The organism is Bdellovibrio bacteriovorus HD100 (assembly GCF_000196175.1).
GTDB classification, from domain to species: Bacteria; Bdellovibrionota; Bdellovibrionia; order Bdellovibrionales; family Bdellovibrionaceae; genus Bdellovibrio; species Bdellovibrio bacteriovorus.
Genome location: NC_005363.1, coordinates 288,625 through 313,810, shown reverse-complemented (window position 1 = coordinate 313,810; position 25,186 = coordinate 288,625). Strand labels below are relative to the sequence as shown.

At 51.2% G+C, this 25,186-nt stretch carries 29 protein-coding genes and 1 tRNA gene; 15 read left to right on the top strand and 15 right to left on the bottom strand.

Going from position 1 to position 25,186, the window contains the following annotated elements; translation table 11 throughout:
- Positions 1-44: 44 nt before the first annotated feature.
- Positions 45-135, top strand: a tRNA-Ser gene (locus BD_RS01540).
- Positions 136-335: 200 nt separating this feature from the next.
- On the opposite strand, the gene BD_RS01535 is transcribed toward BD_RS01540, so the two are convergent.
- From BD_RS01535 to BD_RS01525, 3 genes are read right to left on the bottom strand one after another with little or no spacing between them, the layout of a single operon-like run.
- Positions 336-668, bottom strand: a complete 333-nt coding sequence (locus BD_RS01535; protein WP_011162926.1) for a nuclear transport factor 2 family protein — start codon at positions 666-668, stop codon at positions 336-338.
- Positions 668-2,305, bottom strand: coding sequence for a CRTAC1 family protein (locus BD_RS01530; RefSeq protein WP_011162925.1), 1,638 nt, complete (start codon positions 2,303-2,305; stop codon positions 668-670). Before BD_RS01530 ends, BD_RS01535 begins: the two co-directional genes overlap by 1 nt.
- A complete protein-coding gene (locus BD_RS01525) occupies positions 2,302-3,057 on the bottom strand; it encodes an SDR family NAD(P)-dependent oxidoreductase (RefSeq protein ID WP_011162924.1) in 756 nt (251 codons plus the stop codon). Before BD_RS01525 ends, BD_RS01530 begins: the two co-directional genes overlap by 4 nt.
- Before the next feature lie 209 nt (positions 3,058-3,266).
- Here BD_RS01525 and BD_RS01520 point away from each other — a divergent pair, with 209 nt between their 5' ends.
- Both BD_RS01520 and BD_RS01515 read left to right on the top strand, forming a co-directional pair.
- Entirely contained in the window at positions 3,267-3,815 is a 549-nt protein-coding gene (locus BD_RS01520) for a glutathione peroxidase (protein ID WP_011162923.1), read from the top strand.
- 2 nt (positions 3,816-3,817) lie between these two features.
- Positions 3,818-4,165, top strand: coding sequence for an arsenate reductase family protein (locus BD_RS01515; RefSeq protein WP_011162922.1), 348 nt, complete (start codon positions 3,818-3,820; stop codon positions 4,163-4,165).
- Between the two features lie 20 nt (positions 4,166-4,185).
- On the opposite strand, the gene BD_RS01510 is transcribed toward BD_RS01515, so the two are convergent.
- Positions 4,186-5,424: a DEAD/DEAH box helicase gene (locus BD_RS01510; protein ID WP_011162921.1), complete on the bottom strand. Its 1,239-nt coding sequence runs from the start codon at positions 5,422-5,424 to the stop codon at positions 4,186-4,188.
- A gap of 183 nt (positions 5,425-5,607) precedes the next feature.
- On the opposite strand from BD_RS01510, the gene BD_RS01505 reads away from it, so the two are divergent.
- Positions 5,608-6,192 (top strand): dihydrofolate reductase family protein, encoded by a 585-nt coding sequence (locus BD_RS01505; RefSeq protein WP_041583433.1) that lies wholly within the window; start codon positions 5,608-5,610, stop codon positions 6,190-6,192.
- Between the two features lie 79 nt (positions 6,193-6,271).
- Positions 6,272-7,519, top strand: coding sequence for an NAD(P)/FAD-dependent oxidoreductase (locus BD_RS01500; RefSeq protein WP_011162919.1), 1,248 nt, complete (start codon positions 6,272-6,274; stop codon positions 7,517-7,519).
- Between the two features lie 24 nt (positions 7,520-7,543).
- Here the strand turns inward: BD_RS01500 and infA are convergent, their stop codons facing one another.
- Positions 7,544-7,765, bottom strand: coding sequence for a translation initiation factor IF-1 (infA, locus tag BD_RS01495; protein WP_011162918.1), 222 nt, complete (start codon positions 7,763-7,765; stop codon positions 7,544-7,546).
- Between the two features lie 66 nt (positions 7,766-7,831).
- Positions 7,832-8,146: an RNA recognition motif domain-containing protein gene (locus BD_RS01490; RefSeq protein WP_011162917.1), complete on the bottom strand. Its 315-nt coding sequence runs from the start codon at positions 8,144-8,146 to the stop codon at positions 7,832-7,834.
- Between the two features lie 306 nt (positions 8,147-8,452).
- Between BD_RS01490 and BD_RS01485 the strand changes: the two genes are divergently transcribed.
- Genes BD_RS01485 through BD_RS01475 form a run of 3 tightly spaced genes read left to right on the top strand, consistent with a single transcriptional unit; the run spans position 8,453 to position 9,638 of the window.
- Positions 8,453-8,950: a hypothetical protein gene (locus BD_RS01485; RefSeq protein WP_157865627.1), complete on the top strand. Its 498-nt coding sequence runs from the start codon at positions 8,453-8,455 to the stop codon at positions 8,948-8,950.
- Position 8,951: 1 nt separating this feature from the next.
- Positions 8,952-9,311, top strand: a complete 360-nt coding sequence (locus BD_RS01480) for a hypothetical protein (protein WP_011162915.1) — start codon at positions 8,952-8,954, stop codon at positions 9,309-9,311.
- The gene (locus tag BD_RS01475; RefSeq protein WP_011162914.1) at positions 9,312-9,638 is read left to right on the top strand and encodes a hypothetical protein; all 327 of its coding nucleotides are present in this window, start codon (positions 9,312-9,314) and stop codon (positions 9,636-9,638) included.
- A gap of 33 nt (positions 9,639-9,671) precedes the next feature.
- Here the strand turns inward: BD_RS01475 and BD_RS01470 are convergent, their stop codons facing one another.
- The 3 genes from BD_RS01470 to BD_RS01460 all read right to left on the bottom strand — a co-directional run bounded on the left by BD_RS01470 (position 9,672) and on the right by BD_RS01460 (position 12,445).
- Complete coding sequence (locus BD_RS01470) at positions 9,672-11,027, bottom strand: DEAD/DEAH box helicase (protein ID WP_048349682.1); 1,356 nt, start codon at positions 11,025-11,027, stop codon at positions 9,672-9,674.
- Positions 11,028-11,121: 94 nt separating this feature from the next.
- Positions 11,122-11,619: a thiol peroxidase gene (gene tpx, locus BD_RS01465; protein ID WP_011162912.1), complete on the bottom strand. Its 498-nt coding sequence runs from the start codon at positions 11,617-11,619 to the stop codon at positions 11,122-11,124.
- 61 nt (positions 11,620-11,680) lie between these two features.
- On the bottom strand, positions 11,681-12,445 hold the full coding sequence (locus BD_RS01460) for a transglycosylase SLT domain-containing protein (protein ID WP_011162911.1): 765 nt from the start codon (positions 12,443-12,445) through the stop codon (positions 11,681-11,683).
- 196 nt (positions 12,446-12,641) lie between these two features.
- Between BD_RS01460 and rsmG the strand changes: the two genes are divergently transcribed.
- Entirely contained in the window at positions 12,642-13,259 is a 618-nt protein-coding gene (gene rsmG / locus BD_RS01455) for a 16S rRNA (guanine(527)-N(7))-methyltransferase RsmG (protein WP_011162910.1), read from the top strand.
- On the opposite strand, the gene BD_RS01450 is transcribed toward rsmG, so the two are convergent.
- A complete protein-coding gene (locus tag BD_RS01450) occupies positions 13,260-14,423 on the bottom strand; it encodes a benzoate/H(+) symporter BenE family transporter (RefSeq protein WP_011162909.1) in 1,164 nt (387 codons plus the stop codon).
- 111 nt (positions 14,424-14,534) lie between these two features.
- Between BD_RS01450 and BD_RS01445 the strand changes: the two genes are divergently transcribed.
- Positions 14,535-14,945 carry a SpoIIAA family protein gene (locus BD_RS01445; protein ID WP_226987897.1) on the top strand — a complete coding sequence of 137 codons (411 nt, stop codon included), beginning with the start codon at positions 14,535-14,537 and terminating at the stop codon, positions 14,943-14,945.
- Positions 14,902-15,750 carry a pirin family protein gene (locus BD_RS01440; protein WP_226987896.1) on the top strand — a complete coding sequence of 283 codons (849 nt, stop codon included), beginning with the start codon at positions 14,902-14,904 and terminating at the stop codon, positions 15,748-15,750. The genes BD_RS01445 and BD_RS01440 overlap by 44 nt, the downstream gene beginning before the upstream one ends.
- On the opposite strand, the gene BD_RS01435 is transcribed toward BD_RS01440, so the two are convergent.
- Both BD_RS01435 and BD_RS01430 read right to left on the bottom strand, forming a co-directional pair.
- Positions 15,747-16,361, bottom strand: coding sequence for a DUF899 family protein (locus BD_RS01435; protein ID WP_011162906.1), 615 nt, complete (start codon positions 16,359-16,361; stop codon positions 15,747-15,749). The genes BD_RS01440 and BD_RS01435 overlap by 4 nt on opposite strands.
- 87 nt (positions 16,362-16,448) lie before the next feature.
- On the bottom strand, positions 16,449-17,348 hold the full coding sequence (locus tag BD_RS01430; protein WP_011162905.1) for an aminoglycoside phosphotransferase family protein: 900 nt from the start codon (positions 17,346-17,348) through the stop codon (positions 16,449-16,451).
- A 114-nt stretch (positions 17,349-17,462) separates the two neighbouring features.
- Between BD_RS01430 and BD_RS01425 the strand changes: the two genes are divergently transcribed.
- Complete coding sequence (locus BD_RS01425; protein WP_231839245.1) at positions 17,463-18,329, top strand: M14 family metallopeptidase; 867 nt, start codon at positions 17,463-17,465, stop codon at positions 18,327-18,329.
- Between the two features lie 6 nt (positions 18,330-18,335).
- Here the strand turns inward: BD_RS01425 and BD_RS01420 are convergent, their stop codons facing one another.
- A complete protein-coding gene (locus tag BD_RS01420; protein ID WP_011162903.1) occupies positions 18,336-19,316 on the bottom strand; it encodes an NAD(P)H-quinone oxidoreductase in 981 nt (326 codons plus the stop codon).
- Positions 19,317-19,443: 127 nt separating this feature from the next.
- On the opposite strand from BD_RS01420, the gene BD_RS01415 reads away from it, so the two are divergent.
- Positions 19,444-19,824, top strand: a complete 381-nt coding sequence (locus tag BD_RS01415; RefSeq protein WP_011162902.1) for a hypothetical protein — start codon at positions 19,444-19,446, stop codon at positions 19,822-19,824.
- On the opposite strand, the gene rnk is transcribed toward BD_RS01415, so the two are convergent.
- Together rnk and BD_RS01405 are read right to left on the bottom strand one after the other, a co-directional pair.
- Entirely contained in the window at positions 19,821-20,237 is a 417-nt protein-coding gene (gene rnk / locus BD_RS01410) for a nucleoside diphosphate kinase regulator (RefSeq protein ID WP_011162901.1), read from the bottom strand. The two genes, BD_RS01415 and rnk, sit on opposite strands and share 4 nt — an antisense overlap.
- 218 nt (positions 20,238-20,455) lie before the next feature.
- Positions 20,456-21,373: a phosphate/phosphite/phosphonate ABC transporter substrate-binding protein gene (locus BD_RS01405; RefSeq protein WP_011162900.1), complete on the bottom strand. Its 918-nt coding sequence runs from the start codon at positions 21,371-21,373 to the stop codon at positions 20,456-20,458.
- A 99-nt stretch (positions 21,374-21,472) separates the two neighbouring features.
- Here BD_RS01405 and BD_RS01400 point away from each other — a divergent pair, with 99 nt between their 5' ends.
- Together BD_RS01400 and BD_RS01395 are read left to right on the top strand one after the other, a co-directional pair.
- Positions 21,473-21,778 (top strand): Hpt domain-containing protein, encoded by a 306-nt coding sequence (locus BD_RS01400; RefSeq protein WP_226987893.1) that lies wholly within the window; start codon positions 21,473-21,475, stop codon positions 21,776-21,778.
- A gap of 6 nt (positions 21,779-21,784) precedes the next feature.
- Positions 21,785-25,183 (top strand): ATP-binding protein, encoded by a 3,399-nt coding sequence (locus BD_RS01395; protein WP_011162898.1) that lies wholly within the window; start codon positions 21,785-21,787, stop codon positions 25,181-25,183.
- Positions 25,184-25,186 lie beyond the last annotated feature (3 nt).

Genomic DNA, 25,186 nt, shown 5'->3' with positions numbered 1-25,186 from the left:
CGTTGCGCTATGATACTTTGGCTTCTCTTTACGTTCCTGTTTGCGGAGAGGTGGCCGAGTGGTTGAAGGCGCACGCCTGGAACGCGTGTGTAGGTCACAAGCCTACCGAGAGTTCGAATCTCTCTCTCTCCGCCATTTATTCCCAAAAAACTAAGCCCAAAAATTTAAACTAGAGACAACATACGTCGGCCCGATTCGAACGAAAGAGTTCGTAAAAAGTCGCACGATGCGATCGCGCGTTAGCGCGACGGCGAAGCCGCTTTTTAGGTGTTGGGCTTTGCCCAACAGTCGCGCAGCGACCAAGCCCAGGATGGGCGCAGCCAATCTCTCTCGGCTCAATAAACAAACCAAATATCCTTAATCAACCCATCCTTAAAGTCGTAGATGGCAACCACATGCGACCCACTGGGAACCACGGACTCCTCATCCAGCACCTTCCCATTCAAAACAATCCGACTTTTCAAAGTACAATGCAGATCCGGCGTGTTCTTAAACTTCTCGCCATAACTCTTGCGAAATGCTTCCATACCCACCATGAACGGCACATCCTGCCCCAAGCGGTAAGCCGTGACGTCGGCATGATAGAACGAACAAAACTTCTCAATGTCCCGGGCGTTGTAAGCCTCTAGCTGTCCCTGAACCAAAGCGACTCGTTGTTCGGTGGTCATTAGCGAGGCTCCTCAATTTTCAAAGTGCTGTTCACAGAAACATTATCAAGGACCTGAACTTTCCCCGAAGGCCAGCGGACCTCCACCTTGGAAATATTCTTCACCGACCCCAAACCGAAATGCAAAGTCGGATCATTCTGCTGATTCATCGTACCCGTCACACCATCCACCTGACGCAAGAAGACCCCGCCAGAATGATAGACTCGTACCTGGGCCGCCACCGCCTGAGTCCCCGAACGAGTGCCCTTGATCTGCACGCGCAGATAGTTGTTTCCATCCCCCATCACGTTTTGCAAAACACGAATGGCCGGAGCTTCTTTGTTCTTTGCTCTGCCGGACTGAACCAGATCCATCTTACCGTCGTTATTCAGATCCGCCCAGGCAGCGGCATAGCTGTCAAAGACGCGAGTCCCATGAACGGCGCTGACGTCCTGGAACTTGAACTTGCCAGTGTTTTTGTAAAGTACTGAATACGAGTAAGCCAAATCATAAACCTGACTGATGTAGACATCGAGCAGGCCGTCGTTATCAAAGTCAGCAGCTGTGGTCTGTGCCCACAACTCATCCCCTTTGTACTTCGAGAAGTCCCCGATGGGACGATAAGGAATGCCGGATTCCGCCCGAACGTCGATCAAGCGATACGAAGGATGCCCGGTGTTGCGATAGATTTTGGAATCATCACACAGATAACCACGCTGATCGAAAGTTCCTTTCGGGGTCATGCCGACAAACTTGTGTACCAGGTTGGAAACCCACAAATCCAGATTGCCATCGTTATCCAGGTCCGCCCAGATCGAAGCAATGGTATGCCCATAGCGAGGGCCGTAGTATTCTTTGCGGGAGCTGTCATAGAATTTCTTCGGATCATAAGCGCCCTGAACATTCAACAGCGGAGCCTTATCCACCATGATGGTGGGATTCAGAGTATAAAAGTTGTTCGGTCGCAGACGATAGTTAGAAAAATAGGCATCGGTCTGCCCGTTGTTATCATAGTCCGCGACAGCAATCCCGCGCAGATAATTCGGATTCTGGGCAAACATGGAAGGATTCGCTTCCAGGAAGTGCTTCCCCTTGATGTTTAAGTACATCTTGGCTGGCAGCAAAGGATCACCGAATTTAGGTTCAGCAAAACCAACCAGGACATCCATCAGGCCGTCTTTGTTGACATCGACGATCGCCATGTCATGAGCATGATCAGGCAGTGCAAACCGCAACGCCTTCGAAGATTCTACAAAGCGACCTGCAGACACTTGCACGAAGGCTTGTCCCTTGGTGGTCAGTATATCCAGCAAGCCGTTGTTGTCGATATCAACAAACAACGGCGCCCCCTTCAGATCTACAATACCCACGGAATCAGTCACATCAGTGAAGCGAATATTGCTGGAGTTGCTGACGTTACGGAACAAGCGACCCGCAGCCAGCATATCCACCCAGCCATCACCGTCATAGTCTCCAAAGACGATTGTTCCGGAATGAACTTTGGGAATTCCGGTCGCCCCCGTCACATCCTGAAACTGCGAGGCCGTGGAACTGAGATCTTCTTTTCCCGCCCGAGGCGCACCTTCCGGATTAGCAACCTTAAAGCCCAACAAAAAACACACCGCTATCACTGCCGCACAGAAGAAAGTACGATTCATTTCAAAGACCCCTCTAAATCCTGAACAGTAATCAGACATGACTGACCTTGAGACGTTTGTGGGAACAGGCAGAATCTGACAACCAAAGACGCCACATCCGCTGGATCGCGCAGCTGGTCTTCGGACTTCAACTTTTTGAAGTTCGCGACATCAGGAAAATCTTTTTTCTTTAAACCACGAATGGTCTGTTGCATCTGCGTATCCAGAACCCCGGGACTGAAGTGATAAATTTTGATCCTCTTGTTCCTGGCCATCTGAAGATCCAAATCCGTGTTCTCGGTAAACATCTTAAGACCGGCTTTCGAGGAGCAATACATCGACCACCCGGCAATAGGACGGAACGAAGCTCCGGACCCAATATTGAAGACCGTCAGCGGCTTCTTTTCTTCTGTCGCAATCCGCGCACACACTTGTGACAGCAATAGCGGAGAAATCAAATTCGTGACCAGGTGGGTGTTCATCTCGGCCGGATCCAGATCCACCAATGAGCCCACCGGATTGATCAGCGCCGCATTGTTGATCAGATGAATCTTTTTGAATGCCGTCATCGAGATGTCTTGCAGAACAGAGTCCACTTTCTGAACTGTTTTCAATCCCCGACTGAAATCGGCTGTGACATGTTTAAAGCGCTCTGACTTAATGTTTGGCCGAGTGCGCGACAGGTTGATGACCTGATGCCCTCTTTCAAGAGCTTGCAGACACACCTGCTCCCCCAGTCCCTTGGAACCGCCGGTAACAATAAATAAATCCATGATTCAATTATGGATTTCGGCCTGACATTCAGCAAGAAACATGGAAGATCAGGTCCAGAATTGGGAACACAAAATGAAACAGACTCCAGACTGGCTGGACTATGGGTGGACCTCTATTAGGAGTACACACAAAAAGTCCCTTTACCTGCCGCCCGGTATTGGATAAAGATCTGCCTATCCAGGGATAAGCACCCATTGAAAGGATTCTAATGAGCACTCTTAATCACATCGAATTCAACACGGCAGATGGTAAAAAGGCGACTTTGGCTGACTATAGCGGCAAAGTTCTTTTGGTTGTGAACGTGGCTTCTGAATGCGGACTGACCCCACAGTATGAGGGTCTTGAAAAAATTCATCAAAAATACGAATCCCAGGGACTGCGCGTTCTGGCCTTCCCGGCCAACGAGTTCGGCGCTCAAGAGCCCGGCTCCAACGAACAGATCCAGGAATTCTGCCGCACTCAATTCGGTGTGAAGTTCCCGGTGTTTGCAAAAATGGTTGTTAAAGGTGAAGGCCAACATCCACTGTATCAACAACTGACGACTCTGCAGCCGGCAGCACAACAGGTTCCGGGCGGCAAACTGAAATCTGTTCTGGAAGAGCACGGCCTTCTGTCTGGCGGTCCTTCCGACATCATGTGGAACTTTGAAAAGTTCCTGATCGGCAAATCCGGCAACGTGGTGGCACGTTTTGCTCCTGACATGACTCCGGAAGATCCCACAATCGTAAAAGCGATTGAAGCTGAGCTGGCTCGCTAGTCATGACGTGGGTTCTGCTTCACAATCCCAGCTGCAGTAAAAGCCGCGAGGCGATTGAAGCCCTTCGTTCCATCGAAGGGCTTGAGGTGCGCAAGTATCTTGAGGACCCTTTAGATGAAGCCGAACTGCGTTCGCTGATCCAAAAGCTCGGCACCCCGGTGTCGAGCTTGGTACGCACGAAAGAAGCGCTTTTCACCGAGGCGCCTTTTGATGTGAATAGTACCGAGAAAGTGATTCAGCATCTGGCAAAAAAGCCCAAGCTGATGGAACGCCCGATCCTGATTGGCAGCAAAGCCGCTGCCATCGGACGTCCTTTTGAAAAGATCCAGGAACTTTTAGAGAAGAACTAGGCAGATCGTTCGGCGCCGTTCTACTTCTTCTTTCTTTTGGAAGCCTTCTTGTAGTTGTCTTCGCTGTTCAAAAGCTCCTGCAGACTTGCATCCAAAGACAGGTCTTGTGTTTCAACGATAGCCTTATAATCCTGTTTGCTGACCTTAAGGACTTCGATCTTTTTGGTGATCAAAGACTCAACCTCTGCCAGCAACGGCTTTTCTTCCGTACTGCAGAAAGAAACCGCCACACCTTTATTGAAGCCACGACCCGTGCGGCCGATGCGGTGAACGTAGTTCTCCGGCTTTTCGGGAAGGTCATAGTTGATCACATGAGTGACATCCGGGATGTCGATACCACGAGCACTCAAGTCCGTGGCGATAAGAATCTTACAATCCCCTTTGCGGAAGGTCTTCATAACCTCCGCACGGTCGGTCTGATCCTTTTCCCCATGCAGGGTCAAAGACTGAACTTCGACGCGAGCCAGGGCTTTTGCAACACGTTCCGCACGCACGCGCGTACGAACAAAGATAATAAATTTTCCATCCGGATTCTGGCGCAGGTATTCCGCCAGGAAGAAACGCTTGTCGTCCATTTCAACGTGCATCACGAAGTGCGTGATGTTTTTAGATACGGGATCTTCCGGGGAAATCTGAATGCGAATCGCACTGCTGCGAACTTGAGAAAACGCCAGCTTTTTGATTTCAGGATTGATCGTCGCAGAGAAGAACAAAGTCTGGTGACGTTTCGTCAGCTTGCGCTTCACAGAGGTGATGTCATCAATAAAGCCCAGATCCAGCATGTGATCGGCTTCATCCAGCACCAAAGTTTCAATGCGGCTGATGTCCACATGCCCTTGGGCAATCAGATCAAACATGCGACCCGGAGTCGAAATCAGAATATCAATCCCGTCCTGAAGTTTCTGAATTTGCGCATCTTGTTCCACGCCCCCAAACAGGGCAAAAGGCTTCACCTTGGTGTGCTTGGAAAGTTTATTGAAGACCTCGCCGATCTGCTGAGCCAATTCACGGGTTGGAACCAAAATCAGACATTTGATCCCAATCGCACGTTTGCTGCTTTTTTCCGTGTGGATCATATTGATGATTGGAATGGCAAAGGCGGCGGTTTTTCCGGTTCCGGTTTGAGCAATCGCCAGGACGTCCTCGCCCTTCAGAATGGAAGGAATGGCTTTGTACTGGATGTCGGTGGTTCTGAAGAAACCATTGTCGGTCAGGTTACGCAGCAGATCTTCGGACAAATGGAACTTTTCAAACTTCACGGGAAACCTCTTGGAATTAAACGAAGCATCTACCACAGGGCCTGAAAAAGCGGGACCTTTAATTGAAAAAAGGAAGAAATTTCCAGAATTTACCCATCAACCGGGCCTTAAATCGAAATGACAAATTGCAGGGTTTCAAAACCCCGAAACGGACTTAAAATAAGGGCACTGCAAGGAGGCCCTATGCGCACTATCACCGTCTTTAACTCTGTTTCGCTGGATGGCTATTTTGCGGATAAAATTTCAGACATGAGCTGGGCCCATAATCAGGAACAAGACGACGAATTCACCGCCTTTGTCGCCGGGAATGCCAAAGGTGGCGGTGCCCTGCTGTTTGGAAGAAAAACCTATGACATGATGGCCAGCTTCTGGCCCACCCCTTCGGCCAAAGAGGCCATGCCCGAAATTGCCGAGGGCATGAACCGCATGAAAAAATACGTGGTCTCGCACAGTCTGAACGAAGTGACCTGGGAAAACTCAGAGCTGATCAAAGGTGACCTGGTCAGTGAAATCAGAAAGCTAAAAAAGCAAAATGGGCCGGACATCGCCATCCTGGGAAGCGGTAGCATTGTCGCCCAGCTGGCCGAGGCCAAGCTGATTGATGAATATTCCGTTGTGGTGCTGCCTTTGCTTTTAGGTTCGGGCCGATCCCAGTTTGAGGGACTGAAATCCCGCCGGGATCTGAAGCTGGTAGAGTGCCGCAGTTTTAAAAATGGAAACGTGTTCCTGCGCTATCGTCCAGCGGATATTCACGACGACCTTCACTAAATGCAAATATCCTCATGACCACGAAAATTCAGGCCCAGCCCCACTTGCTTTTGAGTGTGAAACTTTATCAAATGTAGAAATGCAAAATAAAGAAGTGGATATTCTGGTCGTGGGCGCCGGTATTATTGGCGCGTCTGTGGGTGCTGAACTTTCTCGTCGTGGCGCCAAGGTGTGTGTGATTGATAAGGGCGCCGTCGGCAAAGGCTGTTCTTACGGCAATGCCGGATGGATGACCCCTTGTTTTGCCATGCCCCTGCCAATGCCTGGCATGCTGATTAAATCCATGAAGTGGCTGCTGAATCCCGAAGGTCCTCTTTACATCAAACCTTCATTATCTTTGGATCTGGCGAACTGGATGTACCACTTTATGAAGAACATGAACGCCACCCAAGCACGCCGCGCGGTGGATGCCTTGGTGGTGCTTTCCCAAAAAAGTCTGACCGAATATGAAAAGCTGGGGCAGCTTTATCCGGAAATCCGCTTCCAACAAAAAGGCCTGATGATGGTCAGCCGCACCCAAGCCGGCGTGGCTGCTGCCGTCGAAGAGCTGGAATACGTCAAAAACATCGGCGTCACCGGCAAGGTCTTAAACAGCGACGACATCCAGCAGATGGAGCCAGCACTGAAAGCTCCCCTTTTGGGCGGTGTTTACTTTGACAAGGAAGCCATGGCCGAACCCTATCTAGTGGTTCAGGCCCTGGCCAAAGAAATCCGCAAAAACGGTGGTGAAATTCTGGAAAACTGCGAGCTGCAGGATATGGAAATCTCTGGCAACCGTATCGAATCGGTAAAGACATCCCAAGGCACCATTCGCGCCAAACAGATTGTCATGGCCACCGGCAGCTGGTCCAAATCCCTGGCCAAGATGATGCGTCTGCGGGTGCCGATTCTGGGTGGCAAAGGCTATGCGATGATTGTTCCGACCCTGGAAAAACAGCCGCAATACCCGATCATGCTGGTCGAAAAAAAGATCGCCATCACCCCGCGCGAAAACACACTGCGCATCGCCGGCACACTGGAGCTGGTGGACCAGGACTTCTCAATCACCCAAAGACGTGTTGAAAGCATCAAAAAGGGCGCCAGAGAATTTTTGCATCTTCCAGAGGAGCTTCAGGTACAGGAACTGTGGGCGGGCCTTCGCCCGTGCACTCCGGATGGTGTGCCTTTGATTGGATATCATCAGAATCTGAATAATCTTGTTTTGGCCGTGGGTCACCAGATGCTGGGACTGCAAAGTGGCGCAGGCACAGGATTGCTGGTCGCAGACCTTGTCGAAGGAAAGAAGCCGTTTATTGATATGTCGGTTGTGAACGCGAATCGTTTCTAATTGCGATTCGCGCTTTTTGAGGCCTTAAGCCTTGAATCGGTGGGTGATCAGGCCGTGGGTTGGATCATAAGGGGACAACCCCACAGTGACACGGTCACCGACCACAACCTTGATTCTGAACTTTTTCATTTTTCCGCACAAACGTGCACGAATATCGACTCCGTTATCAAGAGTGATGAAATAAACACCCCCGCCGGACATATCAGAAACTTTCCCATCAATACTTACTAAATCGTCCTTAGCCATAGGCCTCCCTGTTTAGAAATGAAAAGGCCGGTATTTTAAAGTACCGGCCGACTGCCTATGATAATACTAGTAAGAACGACGAGATCCGCCGAATCCACCGCCATTGCGACGTGGACCGCCACCAGAGCGCGGCTCTTGTGGTTTAGCTTCAGAGATATTCATCGCACGACCACCAAGATCCATGCCATTCAGCTTGTCAATCGCAGCAGTTGCTTCAGAGTCCGAAGACATTTCAACAAATGCGAAACCTTTGCTGCGACCAGTGTCACGGTCTGTGATGATGTTTACGGAATCAACAGTGCCGAAATCAGCAAACAAGCCACCAAGCTGATCCTGATCCACATTGTATGAAAGATTACCGACGTATATTTTTTTTCCCATATTTGCCTCCTTAGAAAGCTAGGGGCCATTCGCAGAAGACAAAAGGACATCTGATGAAGTATGTGAACGACTAAGTGACTTCAGTAGAACACAGCGCCCACGCTAAAGATATAGCCAAACACCCATATGAAGAAACTATACCATACTAAGACTCAGATCGTTCACCGACGAGTTGAGACGTGAATTTGTGATAAAACATTGGCCCTATATCGAGGCGAGTCAGTTTCCGTCGCCGACGAAGTTCGTGGTCCTAACGCCAGGCAGAAGTTGTGGTTTAACAACTTTGGATTCTTTAGGATGAGTTCCATGAAAAAACCGAATGCACTTTTTAAAGTTCTCAGCCCTGTGCTTGTTTTGGGCCTTTCCGGATGCGCCGTCTTGCACCATGTGCAGGTGGGCTCCATCGACAACCGCAACACAGCGGTGCAAATCCCCTTTGAAATTCTGATGAGCGAAGTGGGCGTCAGCACTGAGGAGATTGGCGGCCTGTTGAAGGCTTCCAACACCCAGGGTGGTGACGATGCCGCGGGAATTGCAGCTCTTATCTCTCTTTTCCAGATGGGTCCTCGCACCGGAAATGTGACTTACAATCAGCGGTTTGCCGAAAAGCTGATTTATGAAATCTATCAAAAATGCCCTTCAGGCAACGTGACAGGCTTGATGTCGATCCGTGAAATGCGCAAGTACCCGGCGGTGTCAGGTGAGATCGTGAAAGTCACCGGGTTTTGCCGCAAAGCCCGTCAAGCGCCCCCGGCTGATGTCAGCCACAACGAAATCATGAATTCCAACAAAGGAGATATCTAAAATGTTCCAGAGTCTATCCAAAGCTCTCTTGTCTGTTCTTGTTCTTGGCTCTGGCCTGGTGGGTTGTGCCAGTGTGAATTCCGTTTCTTTGACTCCGATTCCCGCCAACCGCAACACCCCCGTGAAGGCGGAAGTATCCCGCTGGATTATTCTGGGTTTCAATTTCGACAACGACTATATCGATCCGCTGGTTGAAGACCTGAAAAGACAATGCCCGAACGGTGTTGTTTCCGGCATCCTGACCAAGGACGAAACCATCGCTTACCTCCTGGTGTTCAAAAAGCACGTGGTGACCACCGGCTTCTGCAACACGGCTCCAGCGGCGAAGGCTGTGACAACGAAAAAAGCGGGGAATTCATAAATGAAAGCCCTGGGACTGTCCCTTTTCCTTTTCCTGGCGTCCTGTGCGCACTCCATTCATGAGGTGCACACCTCGGATTTTGCGCCCGCAGCGCCGATTGAAAGCGGCGAAATGGTCAAGGCTTATTCTGAACAGTTTGTGATCTTCCATTTCATCGGAAATACCGACTATGTGGATGAAGCCTATAACAAACTGATGCGCGCCTGCCCTCAGGGGCAAGTGACAGCCATCACCACGCAGTATTCCACCAGTCTGGGATTCTTTTCCTGGACGAACAAGATCCTGATGCAGGGACTTTGCCTGCCTAATCAGGCTAAAAAGATCTAACTAAAAAGGCCCTCTTTTCAGAGGGCCTTTTGTTTATTTTCTCTTCGCAAATCCTGATTTCTTTGCACCCGATTTTTTGGGTGCTACCGTCTTGCCGGCAAAGGGGTTGATTTTGCCACCCTTGCTTTTTGGCTTGCCGGCAGGAGCCGCCTTTTTCACGGCTTGAGGTTTCCCCGGCGCATTTCGGCGCGCAGGTTCATTGCCTTTGGCAGGTTTGTTTTTATCAAACTTTTTCGAGCGATCAATGAAGGCAAAAGTCGGATCGACTTTGATTTCCTGAGCGCCCTGCAAGTAGCCTTTGATTTTGGCGTACATGCGTGTGTCTGACGGCGTGACAAAGGTGATGGCCTCACCACCACGGCCCGCGCGAGCGGTCCGTCCGATTCGGTGCAGGAAGTCCTCTGACTGGAATGGCAGATCAAAATTCACCACATGATCCACATGCGGCACATCCAGGCCCCGCGCCAGCAGATCGGTCGCCACCACGATGCGGATTTCACCTTCGCGGAAGCCTCGCACCACACGGTTTCTTTGTCCCTGAGAAAGCCCCCCGTGAATCAGGTCGGTCGAAAAGCCGTATTCCTTCAAATAGTTCCCGACTGCCTCGCAGTTTTCCTGATTGCCCGTGAAGACAATCACACCGCCGCGAGTGGCGTTGAGTTCATCCAGCAAACGGTCATTTTTCATGGAACGATCCAGGAACAGCACTTTTTGCTTCAGACTTTCCACCGGGGCTTCGGCTTTTTCCGAACGCACCATCACCACATCAGGTTTCATGAACAGTTGTGCGATGGATTCCACATTGGAACCAAAACTTGCCGAGAACATCATCGTCTGGCGCGGACCACGCAGGGTGCTTTGAATCGTGCGAAGCTGCGGGGCAAAGCCCATGTCCAGCATGCGGTCGGCTTCATCCAGGACGATCACTTCCACATTCTGCAAAAGCAGCTTGTTGCCGGAGAGATGGTCATTCATGCGACCCGGAGTCGCGATGATCAGACGCGGATTTTTCTTCAGTTGGTTGGCTTGTTTGGAACCCGTGGTCCCGCCGATTGCCAGACACACAGACACCGGCATTTCTGCACAAAGCTCCAGAAAGACCTTGTAGATCTGCTGGGCCATTTCACGGCTGGGCACCAGAATCAAACCACGCGCCTCAGGTTTCTTCTGCAAAGTGGTCAGCAAAGACAAGGCGAAAGCCAGCGTCTTGCCGCTGCCGGTTTGGGCGATGGCGATGATATCAGAACCATCCAGGCTTGCCGGGATCGCCTGGCTTTGCACCGGCGTCGGTTTGGAGATTTTCATTTTCGTTAAAGCCGGCAACAGCACGGGTGCCAGGTTCATTTCCTGAAAGGTATGGGCGCGAACGGGGGAATTATGCAATTTCATAGCGGGCAGGTGTACCACAACCCGTTGAAAAGAGACAAAAAAAAGCGGCTTTGAGCCTTCGCCCAAAGCCGCTTTGCAATTATAACAGACCTGATTACTTCAAAGACGCCAAAGCCGCTTCGTAATTTGGCTCATTGACGATCTCGGACACCTGCTCAACATACAAAATCTTGTTATCTGCAGAAAGAGTCACCACCGCACGGGAAAGAAGACCCGCCAGCGGAGAATCCACGATCTGAACGCCCCAGTCCTTGCCAAAAGAGCTGCGGAAAGTGGAAACAGTCTCGCAGTTCTTGATGCCTTCAGCGCCACAGAAACGGGCTTGGGCAAACGGCAGGTCCGCAGAGATGTTCAGAACAACCGTGTTATCCAGTTTGGAGGCTTCCTGATTGAAACGACGAACAGAAGCAGCACAAGTGCCGGTGTCCACGCTTGGGAAGATGTTCAAAACTTTCTTTTTGCCTGCGAAGGTGTGCAAAGAGACTTCAGAAAGATCGTTGCGCACAAATTTGAAGTCTTTGGCGGCAGTGCCCGCTTCAGGAAGAGTGCCGGAAGTGTTAACGGGATTGCCTTTGAGTGTGATCGATGCCATGGATGCTCCTTTTGTTTAAGCGAACCCAGCATAGCACCGATCCGGTGAAGATCAAAACGATCTACTTGCAAATAGACAGATTCTGGCTCCAGCTGACGATGGACTTATAGCTGGTCTTGTCACCGGCACGCAGCACAGACCAGTAGCGGGCGCCACCTTTCCAGGCTCCATCCACTTTACCGGCAATACGCCCGTCGCGACTCACCCAGCGATCCAGAATTCTGATACCACAGCTCAGGTTCTGCAAAGGATCATGAAGATCTTTGGTGGACTTAAAACCACAGCCATAAGCATTGCCTGACTCGATGGAAATCTGCAACAAGCCCCGGCTGATCACACGATTGCCGTTGCTGTCGTTAAAATCCTCGGTGTAGGACATTGCGGTTTTAAAGTTACTCTCAAATCTGACCATGGACGACAGCACAAAAGCCCAATACTGCTTGCGCTGAGCATAGGACAAGCTGGAATACTTCGGACAAAACAAGCTGCGGTCCGCAGGAATCACATCCAGCAGATTCGGACCCAGCTTATCCAGTGCACTGTAAACGTGGGTAGACCAAGCCTTGCCGTCAGCAACCTTGTCTTCCCAAAGAGGAATGACTTCGCGCAGATTGCTATCCACCGAAGGAGGCGTCACCGGCGGAACGACTTCCGGTTCGATAGGATCCGGCGTTGTGGTGCCGGTATCAGGATCAGGAGTCGACGACGAGGAGTTCTCTGTGGAACCTGCCGTCGTGGAGCTAGAAGATTTACAACCCGCCAGGATCTGAACAACAAGCAACAGGGCGACTACGAAAAAAAGTTTGTGTTGAGGGGTGTTTTTCATTCTGAACCCATCGGCACAAATTTGGACCCTCTTGACTGTTGTTCAAACTGTCGAAGTTTTTGTAATTTTCTGGGCCTTTTTCCATAAACCGAAAATCATGGATTTCCTACACACCGAAGGCCTGTTCGTGGCAAAAAAGTGAACGTCGCTTGAGTCTGAACTTCCCTTTTGGCGACGAAGTCTTTACAACTGGGGGATGTCTGAACATTTCGAAAAACGTCGTCCGGTCTTTTTACAGCTTGGTTTCAACGAAGCAGCGCTGCCTCAGCTGAAGGCTTATCTGGATCTGTTGTGGTCCTCCAATGAAGAATTGAATCTGATCAGCCGCAAAATGACCTATGAGGAGCTGATCGACAATCACGTCATCGACTGCCTGCTCCCGATCAAGGACTTTCCGAAAGATGTGAAAGTCGCGGCGGATTTTGGTTCTGGCGGTGGACTGCCGGGTGTGATCTATGCCATTCAGTTCCCGAACGTGGAATATCATCTGTTTGAAAAATCCAAACTGAAGCAGGACTTCTTAAATCGCTGCGTAAGCATTGCGCCGAATCTGCGCATTCACGGCGAGATCCCACCAAAGCTTGAAAAAATCGAAGTGGTCACTTCGCGTGCCTTCAAACCTGTTGATGTGATTTTGGAATTCAGCCGTGATTACTACAAAAAGGGCGGCAAGTACTTCCTGCTCAAAGGCCGCAAAGAAAAGATCGACGAAGAAGTCGCGTTGGCGCGCAAAAAGTTCAAGGATCTGAAAGTCACCGTCCAGCCCCTGAGCTCCCCGGTGCTGGAAGTGGAACGCCATCTGGTTCTTATTTAACTATTTTGCAGGCCTTGTCACCACAAGGCCAATGCCCCCGGCCACCAAACCCCAAAACGGCGAGCCGATCCCCCACAATGTCACTCCCGAAGCTGTCACCAGGAACGTGAGCAGAGCCGCCTCTCGGCTCCAGTCCTCACGCATGGCAGATGCCAGACCGTTGGCAATTGTCGCAAACAAGGCGATGCCTGCCACCGACAAAACCAGCTCTTTCGGGAAGACCGCAAAAATCGCCATGATCGAGGCGGCAAAAAGTGAAATCAGCAAATAGAAAACTCCGGCAGAAATAGAGCTGATATAGCGCTTGGCAGGATCTTTGTGGGCTTCCGGCCCCGCACAAATCGCCGCCGTGATTGCAGCAAAGTTCACAGAGAAAGCGCCGAAGGGTGCCAGCAACATCGTGGCAAGACCCGTTCCGGTGATCACCGGAGAAATCGGCGGCTGATAGCCGGAAGCTTTTAATACGGCCACCCCTGTCAGATTCTGCGAGGCCATCGTCACCACAAAGAGCGGCAAACCAATCCCAATCATCACCGGGAAAGAGAACGCCGGAACCACAAACTCCGGCTTGGCAAATTCAAGTTGCACGGAAGAAAAATCCAACATCCCTTGCACCTGCGCCACCAGCACACCCGCCAGCAACACAAAGAGCACGGAAAAACGCGGACTGAAACGGCGGGCGGCAAAATAAACCGCCAGCATGATCAGCACCAGCACCGGCTGTGCCTTCAGCGAATGAAACACATCCATCCCAAAACGCACCAAGACCCCGGCGAGCATCGCCGACGCCAACGCCACCGGAATCCGGTTGGCCACGCGGGCAAAAATTCCCGTGACCCCGGAAAGCACGATCAGCACACCACAGAAGACAAAAGCTCCGATCACTTCCGGCATCGGGATGGGAGTCGCAAAACTTGCCACCAACAAAGCGGTGCCCGGCGTGGACCACGCGGCAAGAATCGGCATCTTGTAATGCCACGAGAAAAGAATCGAAACCAACCCCGCCCCGACACAAACGGCAAAGACCCAGGAACTCGCCTGAGACGTCGTAGCCCCCGCGGCCTGTGCTGCTTGAAATAAAAGGGCCACAGAGCTTGCAAAGCCCACCAGCACCGCCACGATGCCTGTCGCCACACTGGGAAGAACGGAAGTTACTGATTTCATGCCTGAACGCTACCATGCACTTTGCCGTTCAACAAGGAGGGGGAATTTAATTTGTCCCCGCTCGGCCTTGTGAAAGACGATAACAAACTCATCCGCAAGAAGGAGTTTGCCATGCTGAAAGTGACCGCTGAACACCCGGAATTCAAATACATAGAAATTCTGGTCGATGGAGATATTAGTAAGGATTCCGTTGTACCTCTTCTGAATCTGATACAAAAACGCATTGATGACTGGGGTGAAGTCAGTGTTTTGGAAGAAGTTCGTGATATCGGCAAGGTAGAGCTTGCCGCCTTCTGGAAGGACCTTCGTTTTGGCATAAAAAATCTCAAGAAAATTCCAAAAGCTGCTATAGTCACAGACATCCACTGGGTGAAAAACGTCAGTAATTTCTTTGATCCGATTGTGGGCACTGACATCGAGGTTTTCACTCGCAAAGAGCTGGATCAGGCCCGCGCCTGGCTGGCGGAAAAGGAACCTGATGAAGCAACGATCAATAAAACAAGTGGCCTCCGCAATCCGTGAGGATATTGACGATCTTGTCACGCGACGCGCACTTCCCACCAATCAAGTGCGCATCGTGGATCCATTTTTGTTTTTGAATCACCACGGTCCACAGACTTATCCCTCTCCGAATCAGGGTCTGCCCTTCGGTCCCCATCCGCACCGCGGCTTTGAAACAGTGACTTTCATTCTTGAAGGCGACATCGCCCATCGGGACAGCGGCGGACACGAAAGTGTGATCAACGCCGGTGGTGTGCAATGGATGACTGCCGGAGACGGCCTGGTCCATGAAGAGGTCTCTTCCGCCGAATTTATGAAAAATGGCGGACCGTTGGAGATTCTTCAGCTGTGGGTGAATCTTCCCGCCAAACTTAAAAGAACCAAACCCAACTATAAAGGTCTGCAGGCTCCGGACATTCCCAAGATCAAAACCGACGATGGCAAAGTGACCGTGGATGTGGTCTCAGGAACCTGGATGGGGGAAAAAGGCGCTTTCAATCCTTTGGTGGATATTCAGTGCCAGGTGCTTCACCTGAAAACATCCGCCCAGCTGGATCTGACCGTGTCAGCCCCGCGGAATGTTTTCTTTTATGTCGTGCGCGGAACTGTGACGGTTAATGGCCAGACCGCCGAACGGTTTCAGCTGGTTGAATTTAACAACGACGGTGACACCTTGCGGGTGAATGCGGAAGAAGATGCCGTGATCCTTTTTGCCCATGCTGATCCTTTCAATGAGCCCGTGATTTCACACGGACCGTTTGTGATGAACACCAAAGCAGAAATCATCGAGGCCATTGAAGACTATCAAGCCGGGAAATTCGGCTAAAGACTCAGATTCATACCGCCGTCGTCCAGTCTTTCCGGGCGGCTCCAGTAACGGTACTGGGGCGTCCACTCATCCATGCCGATGCCGGCCAGACTGAGCAGACTCCACACCGGGCAAAAGGTATCCCCAGGTCCCACCACGCTGCTGTTTTTTTTGAAGATCCGCTCTCCGCGCCGTTCGTAGTACACCAGTCCCGGCATATTGTTCCTGCCCGGCACCACACTTTGTTCACGGATATAAAGACCGCCCCCATGAGACACCATATTAAAACGCCAGCCACGGTCATTGGCAAAACGACGCTGCACTTCCGGGGCGTCTTTTGAAAAAAGCACAACAGTGAACTGTTCTTCCAGCGCAGGCAAAAAAGCATTGTAGCCATCCGCCCACAGTGTGCAGGAGCGACATCCCTGTCCCATATTATGAATGGCCAGCAGTCGGTCCTTGCCATCAAAAAGATCGCGCAAAGTGACTTCCCCGTTCAGATTTTTGAAGATGTAGTTTTTGACTTCCAGCGGAGGGTTTTCTTTTCTTAAGGCTTCCAGTCGACGCTGCAACCGATAAATATCGTTTTCAATTTTTTGAATTTCGCCCAGAGGATTTTCATTCAACATAAACGCCCCCCCTTTTTTTATTCTAGAAAGAAGAATGCGCTTTGTCCGGCTGTTTTCTGTCAGTGGTCCTGCAACAGCATCTCTCAATCATGTCAGTTTGCTGGCTAAAATCCGCACGATTTGCAAGAGGTTCTCCGGGACCTCCTGCCGGTCCTCCACGCTCCAGGCTGCAGAAAGCATGGAATAACAAAACGCCCAGCCCAGAATCCGATAAGGATCCATGGCAAGCTCACCGTAAAGGATGTTCAGTCTCTGCTCCAGAATTTTTTCCAGTGCTGGTCCCGATGGATAACAGTCCAGAGGGTTTGAAATCATTGCCCCGACTTCAAAGGCCGGGTCGCCCAAGTATCCGTGAGGATCAATGATCTTCCACCCATCCCCCGAAGCCAGGATATTGTCATGGTGAAGATCGCCGTGCAAAAGCACGTCCCGCGGAGCCGTCATGCAGAGCTCGTCATAAAGAACCGCCACCAGCAGCACCAGTTCGGAAGGAAGTTTCCCATGCAGCAGCGACAGTGTCGGCAAGAAGTCACGCACATGCTTATAAGGGAGCACTCCTGCAGGACGCTCTTTTCCCAAAGCCCGGATCATTTGCGCAATCACCGCCGTGGCCTCAGCGTCCTTGCCTTGTTTCACCAGTGACTTTAAAGAATTCCCCGGCAAAACCATCTGCATCATAAAAGCCCGCTGCTCGGCCTCCACCGCCAAAACCGCGGGGGTGACTTCGGGATAAGACTTCAGCCATAGCAGTTCTTTATCCAAAATCCCATCCGGGCAAAGTACTTTGAGGACCACAGGTTTTTTATCCGCATTGGTGCGTGCATATCCCACAAAGTTATAAGACAGATCTTCAGCGCGACCGGTGATCGTCAGATCCCAGCGCAGACAAAGACCTCGCAGCAATGACGGAAGACCTTGCAGCCACTCCTCACCGGCCATGCCAAAAGTGTCGCGGATGTTTTTCACGAACGGTGCGGGAAAATTCATACTATTGACTCTGGCACAGCGCTTCGGAAAAAGTAAGCAGGTACCTTTTGGACCTTGATCCAGATTGGCGGAGGGGCTTTTGACTTAAGACAGGAACGCGCTGAGCCTGAATTCATGCTAGAAATGATTCTGTCTCTATTTCTGATGACGAAAGCCGCTCCTGCAAGCAATTACGCGAGTGTGACTGACACTCTTCGCCGCATTGTTCAGGAAAATCCCACCAACGCTCAATGGATCGATATCGGTCCGTCTGATTCCGGTCAGATGATCTCGGGTCTTAAAATCGGAAACGGTGAAATCGCCGATCTGATTGTTGCCACTCACCACGGCAATGAATACGGATCCACCGCTGTTGCCCTGGGGGCCGCTGAAGCTTTTGCCAGAAATCCGATTCCAGGTCACACCGTGTACGTGATTCCGGTTTTGAATATCTCCGGCTACAACTCCCGCAATCGCTATGAGCGCACTTCCAGTGGCACCGTGGATCCCAACCGTGATTACCCGGGTCCGTGTGTGAACGGCGCCTCTCACCGCTCCAAAGCCACGAAAGCTTTGGCAGAGTTCCTGGAAAACGCCAAGATCGTCAGCTCCGCCACTTTGCACACGCACTGGCCGGCCGTTCTTTATCCTTGGGGTTTTTCCACACGTGACACCAAAACCGAATACGACAGCACCTTCATCGGCCTTTCCAAAGACGCCGTGGTGGAAAGTGGTTATGAAGTGGGGAACTCCAAAGAACTTCTTTATGCCGCCGATGGCGCATTTGAAGACTATGCTTACTGGAAACATGGCGTGTGGTCATTGCTCTTTGAAATGGGCACGACTCATTCCCCGTCCCAAAATCAGATGAAACAAATGATTGAAGTGAATGTGCCGGGTCTTCGCCGCTTCTTTGAAAACGCGCCGAAACAGCGCGCTGTGAATCATGCCTTCACCGGCAAATGCGACAAGAGCTCCCGTCAAAGAGAGCACTTGGAATAAACTTGTCTAACGGGTCGTCAGCACAATCTTTCCGGTGTGCTGACTGGCTTCCATCATCGCGTGGGCCTCAGCGGCCTGTTCCAGTTTCAAAACTTTATAAATCACCGGTCGCATTTGATTTTTATTCAAGAGCGGCCAGATATTCTGCAACAACGCCGTGGCAATGCGGGATTTTTCTGCGACCGGGCGTGCGCGCAGGGTTGAACCTGTCAAAGTCAGACGCTTAAACATCACTTTGCGCAAATCCAGCTCCACCTTCGCCCCTTGCATCGTTGCGATCTGCACCAGCCGCCCCTGGACGGCCAGGGCCTCAATATTGCGGGCAAAGTAATCCCCACCCACCATATCCAGAATCACATCCACACCCTTGTCAGCCGTAAGTGATTTCACCACACTGACAAAATCCTCTTCCTTGTACAGGATCACTCGTTCAGCCCCCAGCTCCTGACATATCGATACGGATTCCTTTTTCCCCACCGTCGTGAAAACCCGCACACCCATGGCCGAGGCCATTTGAATGGCCGTCGTGCCGATGCCGCCGGCTCCGCCGTGAATCAGAACACTTTCGCCTTTTTGCAGGCGACCGCTTTCAAACAAGTTGGTCCAAACGGTGAAGAAGGTCTCTGGCAAAGCGGCGGCTTCAACAACACTCATTCCCGTTGGAACAGGCAGGCACTGCCCCTCAGGGGCCGCAACGTATTCAGCATAACCACCACCAGAAACCAGCGCACACACCATGTCGCCGACTTTCCATTTGCTGACACCCGCACCCACGGCCACAATCTTTCCGGCAATCTCAAGCCCCGGAATATCGGAGGCCCCCGGAGGTGGTGGATAAGTTCCCTGTCTTTGCGCGCAGTCCGGACGATTCACACCCGAGGCATGGATCTCGATCAGCACTTCGCCGATGGCAGGTTCAGGCTTGGTTCGTTCGGTGATTTTTAAAACTTCAGGTCCGCCGGGTTGGGTGATTTCAACTGCACGCATGAAAGTGACTCCTTCTGGGAATAATTCAAAATGCGCCCCTGTTTTTCCGTCGTCAAGACTTTGAAACTGGGCCATAGGCCAGTTGCCGGGCGTTAAGCCCGAAGACCAGAAACACGATAAGATTTGCATGAAGAAATGGCTGCTGGGGCTCATCATCGCAAGTGCTGCTACAACTCAAGCCGAAGAAAGTTCGGTCTACACCTGCCGCTTTGACGGCGAGTACGGGAACTTTGCTTCCCTGCGTATGAAAAAGTATTTTGATCCCGCGGAAAACATGCAGATGGGTAAAGTCGATCTGCTGCAGAATCTGGTGGTCGTTGAAAGCACCCCGACCCGCGTTTATCAGATTCCCCTTTTGGACAATCAAACCTATGTGCAGCTGTGGAACTCCAAAGACGTTCGCGTCGATGCGCAACTGTCTTTGTCACAGGGTGGCCGTGAATTCAAAGCCACCTACACCAAAAACGAAGAAAAGAAAGCTCTCGTGTGCCGAGAGCTTCGCGATTAAAGATCAAAATTTCCTGATGCTTCCGGCTGGTAAGTCACCGCCTGCACTTTCAGTTTTTTGCTTTGCCCGTTTGGCAGCTTCCAGTTGATCTCCTGACCGACACTTAGACCCAGCAACGCAATACCGACAGGTGCCAGAATGGACAGGCGGCCTTCTTCCAGTTTTGCATCCTGCGGATAAACCAGGGTCATTTCACTTTCCTGACCGGAAACTTCATCCAGGAACTGCACGCGGGAATTCATCGTCACCACGTTTTTTGGAATCTCTTTTTGCGCGATCACGTTGGCGCGGCTCAGTTCTTCTTCCAGTGCTTCGGCAAAGGGTCCTTCCACCTGGGAAACCAATGCAGACAGACGATGGAAATCCTGATCAGTGACTAAAATGCGAGGCTCAGTGCTGTTGTTGTTGTTCATAACTCCTCCTAAAGGAATAAGAGCGTTTGTTTTAAGTTAATTTGAATTTTGAAAAAATGCGGGGAACTAAAAAGGTAAAACTAGGCCTTCAGCAGAATTTCTCTGCTGCAACAGAATCTTAGAATAAGATTTGCGAATGTTGCGCGGCTCATTAGGTTATTAAACCGCACTCAGCCCGTTTTTTCAAGGTCGAGTGCGAAAAGACCGTAAGTCACTGATTACTTTGCGGGTTCCTGAACCTGCTGGCTTATTTCCAGCAGGATTTTGCGGGCTTGTTCATAGTCTTTGTCCGAGCAATCCTTGAATCCCTCCAGGTGATAGAGGTTTTTCAGTGCTTTGGCCCCTTCCGGAGTGGACGGGAAACTTTTCAGTGCCGCGATCAACCGAGCCCCGATATCGGCCGGAAAGTCCTTGCGAAACACCACCGGATCACTGGGAATGGAGTCGGTCTTCTGAATAATCCGCACTTTTTCATAGACGTCTGGAAACTGTTCTTTCACCAGTCGGCGCGCATCCTGAGGAACTCCGTCTTCGGAAGGCGTGTGATAAGTCGCCCCGGCATGCACGCGCCCCTGATACACCATCGTCACCACGCTGTCGTGTTTACCGGCAAACACCGTTTCGGCCAGCTTGATACTATGATCTTTGAAAAGCTTCGCTGGCAGGACATACCCTGACGTCGATGCCGGATCCACGAAGGCAAATTTCTTTCCTTGCAGATCGTTCAGAGACTTGATTTTCGGATCGGCCGTGATGATCTGGCCCCAGTATTCCGAAGTGCCGCGGTTCACACCAATCAGCTTTGCCTGCGCCCCATACCTGTCGTGGGCCAAAAGATAGCCGAACGTATTTAGGATCGCCACATCCACCCGCTGCGAGCCAATCGCCTCAACCACAGCGACATAGCTGACCGGCACTTGCATGCGCACATGCAGCCCGGATTTTTCCAGAATCCATTTTTCCAGCAGCTTTCCATTCTCCATAAGAACGGCGGAATCCTGGCCCGGCACCAATGCAAATTGAATGGGCTTCTCACGACTTCCCAGTTCCTTTTGTGACGTGCATGTAATCAAAAAAACCGGTAAAAAATATACCAGCAAATGCTTTAGCAAAGGGCTCTCCTGAAAATTTCTCATCGAATTTACTCTTGGTATTAAATGTATGCAATAAACACTGTCATAAACTAATATGAATTGTAAACATGAGCGGTTTTCGAGGATAAGGAGGGCATGGAAATGTCTAAGGTGAAGGTTGAAATCGATGCTGATCTACAAGATCTGATTCCTCAGTTTATTGAGAATCGGAAGAAGGACATTGAGTCCCTTAGCGCTCTCGTGGAGAAAAACGATCTCCAGTCCATCGCGCAAATGGCTCACAAAATCAAAGGTGCTGCTGCTGGTTACGGTTTCGCTGAACTCAGCGACCTTGCCGCCCAAATGGAAGTTGCCGCGAAGAAAAACGATGCAACTCCATTGCCTGACCTTGTTAAGAAAATGCGCATTCACTTTCTGAATATAGAGATCCATTACGTCCCGATGTAGGAGCCTATGAACCACAAGAACCGCCTGTTTCTTTTCACCTCAGTTCTGGTACTGGGCACCCTGCTCATTGCCGGAACTGTCGGTTACAAGATGGGCAGTTCTTCGCTGGAACAAAGCACCCGCGAACGGCTGGTGCAGATTCGCGACTTCAAGTCGGACGAAATTCAAAAAGAATTTGCCTATCTGAAGAATGCGCTGGTGCTGACTTCGGAATACACCCCGATCCTGCAATTCCTGCGTCGCTATCCCCAAGAACACCAGCAAATGCAGAGCTGGCTGCGCTCCCACGGCAAGGCCACCGCCTGGCGTAACGAGATGGAAGAACACCGCCCGCCCCAGGTTTCTGATTATCCTCGCATTCTGGAACAGTTCACGGCGCTGCCGCTGTTCTTACAATACCAGTTTCAGCAAAGTGCGCGCTCCCAGAACCGCCCGTTACCCCAACTGGCTTCGGTCAATGGGTTTTCTGATCTGAACTATTTCCGCAGTTACGAAAGTCTTCATTCTAAACTATTCGACGTTCTGGAACGATCTCACCTGAACGACGTGCTGCTGATTGAACCCAACGGCACGGTGGCATACTCGGCGGCAAAGTCCCTGGCGCTGGGGGACAACCTTATCTCCGGCCCTCTTTCCAACTCCCGCCTGGCACAGGCTTATCGCTGGTCACTGAATGCCCCCAAAGGCGCCACCAAGTATTTTGACTTCACCCCGGTCAGTCATTTCTGGCACACACCCGCCGCCTTTTTGACGATGCCCCTTTTTGATCAAACCAACTTTGTCGGGACCCTGGTGTTTCAGCTTTCTTTGGAGCGCATTGATCAAATCCTCAGCCACAACAGCAAGTGGAAAGAGCTGGGACTTGGCATGACTGGCGAGGTTGTCGCCTTTGGCACCGACGGCTTTGTGCGCAACAACCCCCGCCTGTATCTGGAAAGCCCGGTTCAATTCCTCCAAAAAGTCCGCCAGCAGGAAGACGCCCGTGCCGCCCTGGAAAGCATTGAAAGATCCAGTTCGGCCTCTTTATCTTTGATTCTTCCCCCCACCCAGATTCGTCGTTATATGGAACGGGGTGTGGCCTTTGATTCTGGCGAAGACTATATGGGCACGCGCAGCCTGCAGTCTGCGGGCCGTGTCAACGTGGTCGACAACACCGACTGGATCATCATCAGCAAAATGGATCTGAACGAAGCGCTGGCACCTCTGTCCTTTAAGCTTCCCTGGTTCTTTATTGGTGGCTTTTTGCTGTGGAGTCTGGCTCTGGGAGGAGCGTGGCTGGTTTATCGCCGCATGTTCTTCCCGTCACAGGTGCTGTCTGATGGCATGGACAAACTAAAGTCGCATAACTTCAGCGAAACTCTCCAGGCACCTGAAGAGGAAGAATACAAAGACCTGTACAAGAAATTTGACGAGATTCGTGAGGACTTCCGCAAAACCAAGGCGGCCCGCGACTTCCTGGAAAATGTCGTCTATTCACTGAATGAAGTCTTTTTCATCGTTGAGGTGGAGGACGTCGAAGACAGTTTGCGCAAGAACTTCCGCGTGCGGGGATTCAACCCCACCGCACAATCCCTGACCGGGGCTCCGGGCCCCGCCCTGAAAAACAGCGATCTGAGCCTGTGGCTGGAGACCGACTATTCCGTGATTGAAAATTCTTTGCGCGAAAGGGATGCAAACAAGTCCACCCACACAGCAGAGGCCTCCCTGAAAAAGATCACCGGTGACCGTGTTCCGCTGGAGGTCTCCTGGGCCCGGGTCAATACAGAAAACAAAGACAAGGTCCTGCTGGCGATGATGGGCACAGACATGCGCTGGAAGAAGGAAATTGAAAAAGAACTGAAGCTGAAGGAAGAGCTTCTGAAGGAATCCCAGTCGCTTTCCAAGACCGGATCCTTCCGCTGGGACATCCGCACCGGCAAATGCCTGTGGTCAGAAGAAGAATTCCACCTGCTGGGTTTAACCCCGGACAACGTAGTGCCCAGCTATGATTTGTTCCGCTCTTTGATTCTATCCGAGGATCTGCCGGTCTTTGACAAGGCACTGGCTGAAGCCCATAAAAACATTGCCCCCTTCCATGTGGATCTGCGCATGAAAAAGCAGGACTCCAACGACCTGATCTGGGTGCGCTGTCAGGGCCGTACCGAGTACGACGATTATGGCAATGCCCTGTTCATGTACGTGACCACTCAGGACATCACCGAACTCCGTCGTGTGGAGCAGTCCCTGATCACCACCAAAAATGAAGCTCTGAAGGCGTCCCAGGCCAAGTCCGAATTCCTGGCCCAGATGAGTCACGAAATCCGCACGCCGATGAACGCAATCATGGGAATGGCGGAGCTATTGAAAGAAACCAGACTGGATGTCGATCAAAAGTACTATGTGACGATCTTCTGCAAAGCCGGTGAAGTCCTGATGTCTCTGATTAATGATATTCTGGATCTTTCCAAAATCGAAGCCGGTGAAGTTTCCATTGAAAACATCCCCTTCGACATGAAAAAGCTGATGGCCGATGTTGAGGACATGATGAAACCACGAGCCCTTGAAAAGGGCCTGAACTGTATTTGTGAAATTGCTCCGGGAGTTTCGCCTCACCTGATGGGCGATCCAACCAAGCTTCGCCAGGTGCTCATCAACCTGATCGGGAATTCGATCAAATTCACCAACAAGGGCCAGGTGCGTCTGGTCATCGGCAAAAATCCGTCCAAAAAAGACACTTTGCTTATCAGTATCACTGACACTGGCATCGGCATCCCCGAGGATCGCCAGCACATGATCTTCCAAAAGTTCTCTCAGGCCGACAACTCCGTCACCCGAAAGTACGGAGGCACAGGTCTGGGTCTTGCGATCTCCAAGAGCCTGGTGGAACTGATGGGTGGCCAGATCTGGTTTAAGAGCCGCCCGGGCACTGGAACGACCTTCTTCTTCACGATTCCGTATCGCGAACAGATCTATAATCCGGTAAACTATATGCCGGTGCCAATGCGCACCCCTGAGCTGGATTTTGTAAGTCCGAAGCCGCGTGATCCAAACCATAAGGTGAAGATCCTGATTGCCGATGACACCGAGGACAATCGCACCCTGTTCACTCACTATCTTAAGAACGAACCGTTTGAAATAATTGAAGCAGAGAATGGACTTCAAGCCATAGATCAGATAAAGTCAGGTGAGTTTGACATCGTCTTTATGGACGTGCAAATGCCTGAAATGGATGGCTATGCAGCCACCGATCGCATCCGTGAATGGGAAAAGGAAAGTCACAAGCCTCCGGTTCCTATCATCGCCTTGACGGCGCATGCTTTGGCGGAAGATCGACAAAAATCCTTACGGGCCGGCTGCAACGATCACATCGCCAAGCCGTTTAAGAAGGACACCCTGTTGGGAGTCATTAACAAATACTCTCTGTAGGAG